General features: G+C 41.1%; 8 protein-coding genes. 5 read left to right on the top strand and 3 right to left on the bottom strand.

Translation table 11 applies throughout. The features are described 5' to 3' along the window. Genes FHT21_RS14625 through FHT21_RS14610 form a run of 4 tightly spaced genes read left to right on the top strand, consistent with a single transcriptional unit; the run spans nucleotide 1 to nucleotide 5404 of the window. Complete coding sequence (locus tag FHT21_RS14625) at nucleotides 1-1926, top strand: RagB/SusD family nutrient uptake outer membrane protein (RefSeq protein WP_167295368.1); 1926 nt, start codon at nucleotides 1-3, stop codon at nucleotides 1924-1926. Nucleotides 1927-1941: 15 nt separating this feature from the next. Then, nucleotides 1942-3207, top strand: a complete 1266-nt coding sequence (locus tag FHT21_RS14620; protein WP_167295367.1) for a DUF5000 domain-containing lipoprotein — start codon at nucleotides 1942-1944, stop codon at nucleotides 3205-3207. A gap of 12 nt (nucleotides 3208-3219) precedes the next feature. Continuing rightward, entirely contained in the window at nucleotides 3220-4428 is a 1209-nt protein-coding gene (locus tag FHT21_RS14615; protein ID WP_167295366.1) for a DUF4998 domain-containing protein, read from the top strand. Nucleotides 4429-4462: 34 nt separating this feature from the next. Beyond that, on the top strand, nucleotides 4463-5404 hold the full coding sequence (locus FHT21_RS14610) for a hypothetical protein (protein ID WP_167295365.1): 942 nt from the start codon (nucleotides 4463-4465) through the stop codon (nucleotides 5402-5404). Nucleotides 5405-5966: 562 nt separating this feature from the next. Here the strand turns inward: FHT21_RS14610 and FHT21_RS14605 are convergent. After that, nucleotides 5967-6785, bottom strand: a complete 819-nt coding sequence (locus tag FHT21_RS14605; RefSeq protein ID WP_131032265.1) for an alpha/beta hydrolase — start codon at nucleotides 6783-6785, stop codon at nucleotides 5967-5969. Between the two features lie 483 nt (nucleotides 6786-7268). Here FHT21_RS14605 and FHT21_RS14600 point away from each other — a divergent pair, with 483 nt between their 5' ends. Further along, nucleotides 7269-8891 (top strand): Na+/H+ antiporter, encoded by a 1623-nt coding sequence (locus FHT21_RS14600; RefSeq protein ID WP_167295364.1) that lies wholly within the window; start codon nucleotides 7269-7271, stop codon nucleotides 8889-8891. Between the two features lie 31 nt (nucleotides 8892-8922). On the opposite strand, the gene FHT21_RS14595 is transcribed toward FHT21_RS14600, so the two are convergent. Both FHT21_RS14595 and FHT21_RS14590 read right to left on the bottom strand, forming a co-directional pair. Next, nucleotides 8923-10875 carry a sigma 54-interacting response regulator gene (locus tag FHT21_RS14595; RefSeq protein ID WP_167295363.1) on the bottom strand — a complete coding sequence of 651 codons (1953 nt, stop codon included), beginning with the start codon at nucleotides 10873-10875 and terminating at the stop codon, nucleotides 8923-8925. Nucleotides 10876-11051: 176 nt separating this feature from the next. Continuing rightward, nucleotides 11052-12965 carry a sigma 54-interacting transcriptional regulator gene (locus FHT21_RS14590; protein WP_167295362.1) on the bottom strand — a complete coding sequence of 638 codons (1914 nt, stop codon included), beginning with the start codon at nucleotides 12963-12965 and terminating at the stop codon, nucleotides 11052-11054.

Here is a 12965-nt window from a genome sequence, read left to right as displayed (position 1 = left end):
ATGAAATTCAATATAAAACTTCTCATACTCATTGCAGTGATTTCGGGGATGACCCTTTCCTGCAAGAAATACCTGGATGTAACACCAGATAATGTGGCCACAATCGATTATGCTTTCAGAAACAGAAATGAGGCCGAAAATTACCTTTTTACCTGTTACTCTACCCTGCAGAACATGGGGCCATCCAATAGCGATGCTGCTTTTACCACTTCTGGAGAGATTTATTTCCCCAATACTTTAACAGAGGCAACATTGGGCAGCAGAGGTGCAGAGCAGGGTTTCCACTTGATTAGGGGCGTACAATCGACTGATAACCCGTCGCTAAATTATTGGGACGGGGAACAGCTTGGACAGCCAATTTTTAAGGCAATCAGGAGATGTAATATCTTTCTGGAGAATATCGATCGTCCGAAAGATCTACCACAATTTGAACGTAACCGATGGATTGCAGAGATAAAGTTTTTAAAGGCATATTATCACTTTTATCTGTTAAGGATGTATGGTCCCATTCCTTTGATTAAACAGAACCTGCCGATAGATGCCGGTACAGATGAGGTAAGGATAAAACGTGCGCCCGTTGACGAGGCATTTGCTTATATCGTATCATTATTGGATGAGGCCACGCCCGATCTTCCACGAACCATACAGGATCCGGCAAGGAGTTTAGGCCGAATTACACAGAACATTGCCCTATCGGTAAAAGCAGAGGTACTCACCACACAGGCAAGTCCATTTTTTAATGGGAATCCTGATTATACTGGGTTTAAAGATAAAAATGGTGTAAATCTGTTTCCTACTTCATTTAGCGCAGAAAAGTGGAACAAAGCGATGCTGGCCTGCCAGGCTGCGGTAAAATCGTGCGAAGAAAGCAACCTTTCGCTTTATCATTTTAGCTCTCCGGGCAATCTTCCAACTATACCTGCGCCATTGAAAACAGTGATGGACATTAGGCAGAGCATTACCGAGAACTGGGAAAAAAATCCTGAGGTAATCTGGGCACTCAATCCTGAATTCGGCTTGCAATCAATGGCTATACCCAGGCTCACCAATGCCATGGTGCAGAATATGGGCGGCGCACCGGGAAATTTTGCTGTGCCCATCGGAATGGCTGAACTGTTTTACTCTAAAAATGGTGTGCCAATGGCTGAAGATACCGGCTACGATTACAGAGGCCGTTATACAGTCGCGACAGCAGGTACCGAAAGTAAATACTATTTAAAAAGCGGTTACCAGACCGTAAAAATGCACATGGATCGGGAGCCTCGCTTTTATGCCGATTTATCTTTTGATGGGAGCTGTTTTTTTGGCAACGGGCAAACAGATCCTGAGAACATGTTGTATGTGCAGGCCCGTGGTGGAATTTCATTGGCTGGCCCAAAAGACAATATCAGGGTAAATGTATCAGGCTACTGGCCAAGCAAACTGGTTAATTACCAGTCGGTTTTTGGTACTGAGGTTACCCAGGCAAGTTTCAGGATGCCGCTAATCAGGCTGGCTGGACTTTATCTGCTGTACGCAGAAACGCTTAACGAGGTAAATGGCCCAACGGCAGATGTTTATACTTATATCGATAAAGTACGCACACGTGCAGGTTTAAAAGGTGTTAAAGAGTCGTGGGCGAGTTATTCAACCAATCCTGGCAAGGCTTCGAGTAAAGATGGCCTGCGGTCGATCATCCAACAGGAACGACGAATTGAGCTTTGTTTTGAAGGCAGAATAGGGTGGGATTTAAGGCGCTGGAAAGTGATGCAGGATGTGCTCAGCAAACCACTTCAGGGCTGGAATATTCAGGATACCACACCTGAAGGTTATTACCGTCAGCGTAATCTGGTAATTCCTGTATTTGGCCTGAAAGACTATTTGTGGCCACTTAAATACAACGATCTGATCGTTAACCCAAACCTGGTTCAAAATCCTTATTGGTAAATTAAATAGAAGATAATGAAAATTAGATCAAAAATATATAACAGGCTTTTTGCATTGCAGTTTATTGCCATGTTATTTGTGGCCTGCTCGTTTTACTCCTGTAAAGAAAGCGAAGGTTTTAATGAGGTGGTATCGAAAGATATGACAAAACCCGGAGCACTCACCGGAGTAAAAGTAGAAAACCTAGCCGGAGCTGCAGTAATTTCTTATGTGCTGCCCAATTCCGAAAACCTGCTGTATGTACAGGCAGAATACCGGATCAATTCGCGTACTGTAAGGCAGAGTAAATCTTCTTACTATAGCGACACGATCAAGGTAGAAGGCTTCGAAAAAAGCGGCGATTACGATGTTACGCTTTATGCCGTATCGCGTGCGAATGTGAAAAGTGATCCTGTCCAGGTACGTGTACACCCCGCAACACCATCTTATCTGTCCGTTTATCCAACAGTTCAGCTTCAGGCTGATTTTGGTGGGGTAAATGTAATCGCCAGTAACCCAGCTAAGAAACCAATTGGGGTGATTGTGATTTCCAATGATAAAACAACAGGGAAAATGCTTCCGATAGAACAGTTCTACACCGAAGCCGAAAACATCAATTTTAGTGTAAGGGGATTTGATACTCTAAAAAGAGATTTTGGCGTATATGTAACCGATAGATGGGGAAATATATCCGATACCTTATTTAAATCAATCAGTCCCATATTTGAGATTATGGTGCCAAAAGCGCAGTTCAGCGAATATCGGCTACCATCAGATTCTCCTCTGGGTGCAACAGGCCTTGGATGGAATACTTCGAGGTTATGGGATAACAATACTTCCGATCCGGGGTGGCATACAGAAGCCGGTTATAGCAAACCGCTACAGCTCTGCACATTTGACATGGGGGTACTTACCAAGCTCAGTCGTTATAAATTGTGGGAAAGGGGAGAAGCCTATGGTAACGATTATTCTTATAATCATGGTAATCCTAAGGCCTGGACACTCTGGGGATCAGCCAAAACTGCACCGGCAGATATCGAATTACCGGTAAGTTCGGCAAAAGGAACTGTTGTAGGCGATTGGATCAACCTTGGGAATTTTACCTGTCCGCCGCCTCCCTCTGGTAATGCACCAGGGCAAACCACACCTGTGGATCTCGCCGCTGTAAAAGCAGGCTTTGAATTTAACATTGCACTTGATATTCCTAAAGTGAGATTTATCAGACTGGCCGTTAATTCGACCTGGGGAAATGCAGATTTTGCCCACGTGATGGAATTATCTTTTTGGGGAAATACCAATTAAAAATTAAAACAGATGACAACTAAACATATAAACAGCATTTTGATGGTTTTTATGGCCATTATAGTTCTTTGTGGCTGTAGCAAGGATGCACTTGATTACAGAAAGTATCTTGACGGAAAAGAACGGATATATCCAGGCTTTGCCGGCAAGGTTGGTGCTGCACCCGGAAACTATAGGGTAAAGCTCAATTGGAAGGCAAGTCCTGATCCGAGTGTAACCCATTACCGGATATTCTGGAACAATTCGGCAGATTCATTGGAAATGAAAGCTCCCGACCGCGCTATCACTGATGTATCGGTAATTATTCCCAAACTCGTAGAGTATAATTATTCCTTTACCATTTATTCTTATGATAAAATTGGCTATAAATCGGTGCCGGTGCAAATCAGCAACGTAAAGGTTTATGGCGATAGTTACAAATCGAGTCTAACCAACAGGTTTCTGGTTTCAACAGATCCTTATCAGCTGGATGATAATGGCATTACACTCAATTTTGAAAAGCCAGATACCATCAATATTACAACCGAAATACGCTATACCTATAATGATGGTACCATTCACAAAAGCGCGTTAAGTCCTGATGAAAATTCGATCAGGCTTGCCAACTACAAAACCGGGACAAAGATTTATTTCAGGTCGGCCTATGTACCGGTAAAATCGGCGATTGATACCTTTTATACAGCAGATTTCGATTCTTTGAGCAATATTATGGTGCCGGTGGATAAATCGCTGTTCCGTCCGCTAAAGCTGGCGAATGACGTGGGTACTTATTCGAGCGAAACCTCTTTGTCTAAACTCTGGAACGGCAATAAGGCACCCACCGGATATCCGGATATTTTTCATAGTGACAACAAGACCTCCCTTCCGCATCATTTTACCTTTGATATGGGAAAAGCAATAGCAAACCTGGCGCAGTTTGAAATTATCGGGCGCGACTGTTGTAATAACCCTACTAAATTTGAAATCTGGGGAATTGCAGACCTTACAGGCGCAGAAACCCAGTCGCCAGGAAATTCACCAGGGTGGACAGCAGAATCAAAAGGAAGAGGATGGACGCTGCTTAAAACGGTAGAACGTTCAGATGATGGATCGGCTCCATTTAAAGTTGCCCTGCCTGATGGCCTGCCCGCAATGCGATACATCCGGATTCGGGTAATTGAGGTGGCCAGTGGCGATGCCTATTACAGCAATATTAGTGAAATATCGTTCTGGAATAAATAAGGAACTCTTCTCCATAATGGAGAATAATACAATTATGAATAATACTAAAGCAATCATTTATGTACTAGTCCCGATTTTTTTATTGGGACTAGTTTCAAAATCCAAAGCTAAGGCTAAGGATCAGTCTGACAAAACAACGAGTACTCCTGATTCTTTATGGAAAGAGCACTGGTTTGAACATCAGGAAGAACTGAAACTGATAAAAAGCAATGCACATGTGGCTGTTTTTTATGATAAAAATATGCCGCTCAATATTAAATGGCCTATCGCCGTAATGGCAGATTGCTGGGCCTATGTTAAACGTAACTATGGCGATTTCGGACTGGACCCGAAACTGTATGTTATCCTGCACTGCGCGATGGGTAAAGATTATGGAGGAGGGCATCCATCACCTTTTTTTGATGCAAGCCATGATTACAGGAACGTAATAGACTGCGGTTTAGCACAATGGAACAATCCTACCGGCGAACAGATTGGGATGCCGATACATGAGATGGGGCATATTGTAACCAGTGCTAGTTATAGTACAAAAGGCTCGCCCTCTGATGTACTGTGGGGAGATAGTAAGTTTATGGAGATTTTCAATTATGATGTGCTCAAAAACATAGGAATGGCCAACGAGGCTCATCAGGTATTTACCCAAATGCAAACCCAGTACGACGACTTTCCGAGATCGGGAACGCAGTGGTTCAAAAACTGGTTTTTTCCTATTTATAGTAAGTATGGCGAAGGAAAGGTACTCAATAGGTATTTTGAACTCCTGGCATTAAACTTCCCAAAAAACAAAAGCGGGCGGTACAAAAGAGATCTGAATTTTGGAGAATTTATTCATTTCTGGAGTGGTGCATCTGGAGTAAACCTACAGGATGTTGCAGAAAAAGCTTTTGGTTGGCCGATCGAATATGATCTTCAGTTTAAACAGGCCCAAAAGGATTTTCCGAAACTAAATTATGAAACTAAAGGCAGCAGCAGATAAGGTGTATGCTATCATTTAAAATATTCCCTTTGATGCTTTGTTAAATCAGGAACCTGAGCAAACATCAATGGATGAGGTATCCGGTGAGGACCGGTCATAAATTCAGCCTTAATGAGATTTGATTCTTTTTAGGTGCTGATTTAATTTGGTGAAAACATAGGCTGTGGTGGATACCAGGCCTATGTTTTATTTATACAGCAATCCAGTTCGGATAGCAGGTAGTGAAGGATCGTCATTCCCAACCCGATAGCTATCGGGTTGATTGGGAACCACGGAGTGCTCATGAATACCTCTGAAAAAAGGAAAACTTATGAATAATCGTAATGCCTTGATAGGGTTAATAGGTTGCATTAAGATTCCCCCCTGCGCGAGAATGACGGCCCGTTTTAGTCATTTGTCATCCTGAGCTTGTCGAAGGACCTTTTTAAATACAATTGCAGATATTCAAGCACAATGACTGTTCTTCCAACTCCTGGATCACAACTTCTCTGTTTTACAAACAAAAAAATGCGCACCAACAAACAGCCGTGTTTATCTGTGCGCATCAGTGGTTAATTAGTTTTTACGATTTAATAAACGCTAAAATATCCTTATTAATCGTTTCTGCCTCAGTAGTTGGCATACCATGAGGGAAACCCGGGTAAGAGATCAATTTTCCGTTTGGCAACAGTTTTGCCGCTCTTGGTGCCTGGTTGAAAGGAACAATCTGGTCGTCTTCTCCATGCAATACCAATACCGGAATCTCCACACTTTTTAAGTCTTCGGTAAAATCTGATTCCGAAAATGCTTTGATTCCCTCATAATGTGCCAATACAGAACCCATCATGCCCTGGCGCCACCAATTGTGTTTTATTCCTTCCTGAACTGTTTTGCCATCACGATTCCAACCGTAAAATGCTACCGGGAAATCGTAAAAATATTGAGCCCTGGTAAAACCGGTACCCTGACGGATTTCATCAAATATCGCCAATGGTACACCCTCCGGATTGCTTTCGTTTTGGATCATAATCGGCGTTACTGCACTGATCAATACTGCTTTTGCAACGCGACCTTTTCCATGTTTTGCAACGTAACGGATCACTTCACCACCTCCGGTTGAGTGGCCAATGTGAATGGCATCTTTCAAGTCGAGTGCTGCTGTGAGTTCTGCAATGTCGGCCACATAAGTATCCATATCATTACCATTGGCGCTTTGACCTGATCGGCCATGCCCGCGGCGGTCATGCGCTATCACCCGATATCCCTGTTTCAGGAAAAACATCATTTGTGTATCCCAGTCATCTCCAGATAATGGCCATCCATGATGGAAAACGATTGGCTGTCCTGTTCCCCAATCTTTGTAATAAATTTCAGTTCCGTCTTTTACTTTAATCGTACTCATAGCTTTTTTTATTAGATTAATTTTAGTTGTTTAAACAGTTTTTGTGAATTACCTAAAACCAATAATTGATGTTGAGGTGATCACTAAACTGTATGTTATATCTTGTGCTGCCAATATTACAATTTGTGATCCGTTTTGTTAAGTAGTTGGTTTTTAGATGATTGTTATTCTTTGTTCAATAAATTATTTGCGTTATTTCGTTAATTTACGTTAGTGTCCGGTAGAGCTGGTTTTGGTTGATTATTTTTAATTGTGCTCTAGAGGTAAGACAATCGTATTGATTATAACAGCAATTTCAAGCAGTGGTTTCAATGTATTGCACTTTGATCAACTTAATGGCTTACTTAGCCGGTTTCGATGGTATTTTAGGTAAAATCACGTCATATCGTTAGTTGTTTTGTTGAAACAACAGCCCTTTAAAGCTTAAATAACTGGTTATTTGTTGATTATATTTGTGGTTTATTCTTTGTGAGAGAAAAAGCCATGCATTATACCCTTCTTCAGTTTCTTATTTTACTTTCGGTAGCTTTCCTGTTGATCATGTTGGCGCAAAAGGTAAAAATTTCCTATCCCATATTTTTAGTGCTGGCAGGTTTGGGGATCAGTTATATTCCAGGTATTCCTGCCATGTCGATTGATCCTGAAGTGATCTTCCTGATTTTTCTACCGCCTTTACTGTATGAGGCTGCCTGGTATACTTCCTGGAACGATTTCTGGCGCTGGCGAAGACCAATTAGTTTGCTGGCTTTTGGTTTGGTAATCATTACTTCACTGGCTGTTGCATTTTTAAGTTCCTCCATGATCCCTGGTTTTACACTGGCCATGGGCTTTCTGTTGGGTGGAATTGTATCGCCTCCTGATGCTATAGCCGCTACATCTGTACTTAAAAATATAAAAATTCCGAAACGCATTACAACGATATTAGAAGGCGAAAGCTTGGTTAACGATGCATCCAGTTTAATCGTACTCCGGTTTGCATTGGCTGCGGTGATTACGGGTCAGTTTTCACTTTCAAATGCGGCTGGCGATTTTTTCTTAAGTACCGTTATGGGAATTGTGATCGGTTTGGCCATTGCGCACGTGTTGTATGTTATCCACCGGTTTTTACCCACCACGCCAAGTATCGATGCCGCCATCACTTTAATTTCGCCTTATTTTATGTATCTGGCAGCAGAGCAACTCCATTTTTCGGGCGTTATGGCCGTGGTTAGCGGCGGTTTGTTCTTATCTTATCGTTCGCACGAAATTTTTGTAGATGGGCAAAGTAGGCTTCAGGCCATCAATGTTTGGGCAACACTGACCATTATCCTTAATGCTTTGGCATTTATTTTGATCGGATTGGAATTACCTATCATTATGGCTGGTTTAGAAGGCTATTCGCTTTGGGAAGCCTGTAGTTATGGCCTGATTATTAGTGTGCTTGTTATCGTGCTGCGTATTGCTTGGATTTATCCGGTAGCCTTTGTTCCTAGATGGTTATTTAAGAAAGTGAGGGCGCGGGAAGCTAATCCCGGGTGGAAAGGGCCATTGATTATCGGTTGGGCCGGAATGCGGGGCGTAGTTTCATTGGCTGCTGCACTTTCATTACCGCTCACCACTGCAGCCCACATTAATTTCCCACACCGGAATCTGATCATATTTATCACATTTGTGGTTATTTTGGTTACGTTGGTTTTTCAGGGGCTTACGTTGCCTTACATTATCAAGATGATTCATATTGAAGAAATTGATCCATTGGTGCCCGATGAGCAACAAGAAGCCAGCATTAAACTCCGCCTTTTACAGGTTTCTTTAAACCGCTTAGAAGAAAAGTATGTTGAAGAGACTGAGGGGATAGCTTTGGTAAAAGGTTTGAAAAATGAATTCGAAAACAGTTTAAACCATGCATCCAGAAGGTTGGAGTCGATGGAGTGTGAAGCAATCGAAAATGCCGAGATGGAAGTGTACAATCATATTTTAAAAGATATTTATCACATACAACGGCAAGAGCTGCATAAAATCCGTAAGGAAAAAGGATTTAGCGATGAGGTAATTAGAAAACAGGAAATGCAGATTGATTTATCAGACACTAAAATCCCACATGGCAAGGGTGCCTTAAAAAAATAGATTATTTTAATTTGTGCTAATGTAAATGATGCTATTTAACAAATTCGAATTTTATTCCTAATTTTTTAATTTTCGAATTTAACGTAGTTGACGGAATATTCAGGATTTCTGCTGCTCCACCCGCTCCAAAAATCTTGCCTTTGCACATTTTCAAAATGTTCAATATATGTTCCCGTTCCATTTCTTCCATCGTTTTTATTTTGAAATGATCATCACTGGAAAAACCTGTAGTGGATGTCGGATTAGGAAGATCAACTTTGGTGATCGTTTCTCCTTCGGTTAACAATATCGTTCTTTCCATCAAATGTTCCAATTCTCTGATATTTCCAGGCCAGTCGTATAGCTGTAATTTGTGCAGGGCTTCAGTAGAGATTCCGGTAACAGCAGATGAACTTTTTTTGCCGTATTTATAAATAAAATAGGTCGCTAGCGCTGGAATATCTTCCTTACGTTGCCTCAATGTGGGCAATTCAATAGGGAAAACATTTAACCGATAATATAAATCCAGGCGGAATCTGCCATCTGATACTTCTTTTTCAAGGTTACGGTTGGTGGCGGTTATAATCCTGACATTTATCTTTTTAGTATAATTTCCGCCTAAACGCTCAATTTCTTTTTCCTGAAGCACCCTTAATAATTTTACCTGTGCCTCAAAAGGGAGTTCGCCTATCTCATCTAAAAAGATCGAACCACCATCTGCCTGTTCAAATTTCCCGATCCGTTTTTCGTTCGCACCCGTAAATGCACCTTTTTCATGTCCGAAAAGCTCTGATTCAATTAAGGTTAAAGGTAATGCTGCACAGTTTACGGTAATTAAGGGTTTGTTTTTACGGGGAGATAATTTATGAATAGTCTGAGCGATTTTTTCTTTACCGGTACCACTTTCTCCTAAGATAAGTACCGAAGTATCATCTGGTGCCACCAGTTCTAATTTTTTGAAAGCCGCATGCAGTAAGGTGCTATTCCCGATAATACCATGAAAATCTTTCGGAATTTCAGGGTTCTCTCTTTTAACAATCAGTTCTTCAACTGCAGGTAAGGTTGGTGCAGGGATTTCTACCGTAATATCTTTTCCGTAAATAACCTGGTCTAAAACCAGCTCCAGGCTTTTCTTAAACTGATTAATAACTCCGGTATGCACTTTTGTATATAAATCAGAAAGGTGATTGAAGAAAACAAACTGGAAAAGCTCGTCATTCCTGTTAATTTCGGTAACCAGGGCCGATTCAAGCCGGTAATGATCAGAAAGGGCTTGTACCCAGGGGCTTTCCATCCTTAGTTTTCTAAAGTCATAACCATTAAAAATTGATTTTCCATTATGAACAAGCGCAGTACTGTTCCATGTTTTAAAATCACGATTGGAAACTTTAATTTCTTTCAATAAAGTTTCATTATTGAGCGTGTTAAATTTGCCATCAGGCGAACGCACAATATTAATGTCTTTTGTAGTCGTCCGGGGATTTGATTTGGTGATCCAAAGGAAATCGAAAGGTACAACCGGATGCAATACAGTACTAATTTGTTTCAACCGTTCCGAAACCGGTTCCTGCTTTTCTACGATGTATTCAATTTGTTTGTGAAACGATGGTTCTGTATGTTGATTGTACTTTAAATTTTGCTCCTGCCTGTAACGGGCAATATCCAGCATTACCATCAGGTCTTTCTCGCGAAAAGGCTTTACCAAAAAACCGTGTGGCAAGGTCGCTTTGGCGGCCTCCAGAATTCCCTGGTTGGTATTTGCAGAAATATAAATAAATGGAATTCCCATTTCGGTAAGTTGCCCGGCTAAATCAATTCCTGTTTTGTCGCCCTGCAAAAAGATATCCAATAATATCCAGTCGGGTTCTTTAGTTGAGATTAACTCAAGCGCCTTTATCACCGATGGAGCTATCCCACACACTTTATAGCCTGCTTTTTCGAGCATGATCCTCAGATCGTTGGCTACAATAAATTCATCTTCTACAATTAAGATTTTCTGTTTCATTTTCTATTTCAGGCGGGCGTAATGTAAAAAACAATAACCGGCAAAGACTTTAAGCAGGTTAATACAATCATTTCAAGTCAAGAAAAATACCAGTTCTTAAGTTTTTGTATATCAGCGGATTGTTGTTTTGGTTCTTCTTTTAAATTCATGATATATCGTCGATTTACTAAATGTCACTAACGTTTTATATTCAGCTTTTTAATTTTAGAATTTAATGTTGTTGCCGGAATGCCTAAGAGCTCGGCTGCGCCACCGCTGCCAGCAACCTTTCCTTTGCAGCGCGCTAAAACCCTGATGATATGATCTCTTTCGTTGTCGATAATCGTTTTTATTCCATTTTGGGTAAGGGGCTCCTCGTTTTTAATTCCAAGCTCCAAATGATCTGGATTAAGTTTTCCATTCGATGAAAGCAGCATACTCCTCAGCATCACATGTTCCAGTTCTCTGATATTGCCTGGCCAATCATACAACATCAGCCGATCCATAAAATCAGCGGGAATTTCAGAAATGTTTTTTCCTAATGCCTTTGCATGTTTCTGAACAAAATATTCAGCCAATAGTGGGATGTCGGTTTTTCGTCGACAAAGCGGAGGAACGTGTATTGGAAAAACATTAAGACGATAGAAAAGATCAAGCCTGAACCTGCCTTTTGCGATCTCTTTCTCCAGATTGAGGTTTGTTGCCGCAATTATTCTTAAATCAACTTTAATAGGTTGCTTGCCACCAATCCGCTCAATCTCTTTCTCCTGTAAAGCCCGGAGAAGCTTTGCCTGAAGGTCGAAAGGCATTTCTCCGATTTCATCAAGAAAGATCGTGCCTCCATTAGCCTCCTCAAATTTGCCGATTCTCGCGTTCAAAGCTCCTGTAAATGAACCTTTTTCGTGACCAAATAAAATAGATTCAATTAAATCAGCTGGTAGGGCAGCGCAATTTACGGCCACCATCGGTTTTGTGTTTCGATGCGATAGGCGGTGAATGCTTTTGGCAATTTCTTCTTTCCCTGTTCCGCTATCTCCGGTAATCAATACCGAAGTGTCGGTTGGTGCAACAATCTTAATCTTATCTAAAACACTCAGCAAAGCCGTGCTTTTACCGATAATGTTTTCAAAATCTTTTTTAGCTAAAGGATAGTCGCTTTGATGTAAAACTGATTCCGTTCCAGCTTTTTCAAGTTCAATAATATGCGCTAGCTTTTTCTCTAAGGTGCCTGATAAAAAATTAAGCAGCTCCATGTGGGCGGGCTGGTAAATATTTTCGGTTCTACTGTAAAATGAAAAGCTGATTTGATCGCCATTTTCCAGGTAGAAGGTTTTAACCAGATTGGAATAAAGATGATAGGTAGTGGCGATTAAGTTTTTCATTGGAGCGGCCCTTTTAACCCCTTCAAAATCATCACCAATGTAAATGGCATCAGCGGTGGTTTCCGGTACCAGTTGATTAATGGTATCGTATTCTGCCATGCTTAAACCTGTGTATTTTAAAAACTCATTTGCTGTAAATAAATCATACTGATTAAAGTTTTTTCTGGTGATTCCAATTTCGCTATATCGTTTTCCGTCTTTCCCAATACCCGAAAGTGCAATAAAATCAAAGGGAATATAAGGTTGAAAGGCACTTGCAATGGCTAATATTTTCTTTTGCCAGGTTAATGATTTCATTGAAATATCTACAATAAAATCCTGCATAAAGCGCTCGCTGCTCATTTTCATGTTATTGCTATTTTCCCTGCGGTACCTGGCAATATCAATGCTCAATAAAATATCCCGGTCGCGGTAAGGCTTAACAATAAATCCGTACGGGCAGGTAGACTTTGCAGCCTCCAGTACTTTCTCATTCGAATTTGCGGAGACATAAATAAAAGGGATTTGACTTTTCATTAAGTCCCGCGCCAGATCAATGCCGGTTAACCGGCCTTTTAGGTAAATATCTAAAAGAACAAGGTCTACCTGATGTTTTTCCAATAAGGCCTGCGCATTTTTTACAGAATCAGCAATGCCAACAACATGGTAGCCGGCACGCTGCAAAATCATCTGCAGATCGTGCGCAACGATAAACTCATCTTCAACAATTAGAATTTTTTCGGTCTTCAT

The sequence above is a fragment of the Pedobacter sp. SG908 genome, assembly GCF_011759615.1.
Lineage (GTDB): Bacteria > Bacteroidota > Bacteroidia > Sphingobacteriales > Sphingobacteriaceae > Pedobacter > Pedobacter riviphilus.
The sequence above is the reverse complement of the archived record's forward strand: the minus strand, read 5'-3'. Positions and strand labels throughout refer to the sequence as shown.

Excerpts from the sequence above, each read along its gene's own strand:
- FHT21_RS14625 (WP_167295368.1), top strand. The coding sequence starts at position 1 with ATGAAATTCAATATAAAACTTCTCATACTCATTGCAGTGATTTCGGGG.
- FHT21_RS14620 (WP_167295367.1), top strand. The coding sequence starts at position 1,942 with ATGAAAATTAGATCAAAAATATATAACAGGCTTTTTGCATTGCAGTTT.
- FHT21_RS14615 (WP_167295366.1), top strand. The coding sequence starts at position 3,220 with ATGACAACTAAACATATAAACAGCATTTTGATGGTTTTTATGGCCATT.
- FHT21_RS14610 (WP_167295365.1), top strand. The coding sequence starts at position 4,463 with ATGAATAATACTAAAGCAATCATTTATGTACTAGTCCCGATTTTTTTA.
- FHT21_RS14605 (WP_131032265.1), bottom strand. The coding sequence starts at position 6,785 with ATGAGTACGATTAAAGTAAAAGACGGAACTGAAATTTATTACAAAGAT.
- FHT21_RS14600 (WP_167295364.1), top strand. The coding sequence starts at position 7,269 with ATGCATTATACCCTTCTTCAGTTTCTTATTTTACTTTCGGTAGCTTTC.
- FHT21_RS14595 (WP_167295363.1), bottom strand. The coding sequence starts at position 10,875 with ATGAAACAGAAAATCTTAATTGTAGAAGATGAATTTATTGTAGCCAAC.
- FHT21_RS14590 (WP_167295362.1), bottom strand. The coding sequence starts at position 12,965 with ATGAAGACCGAAAAAATTCTAATTGTTGAAGATGAGTTTATCGTTGCG.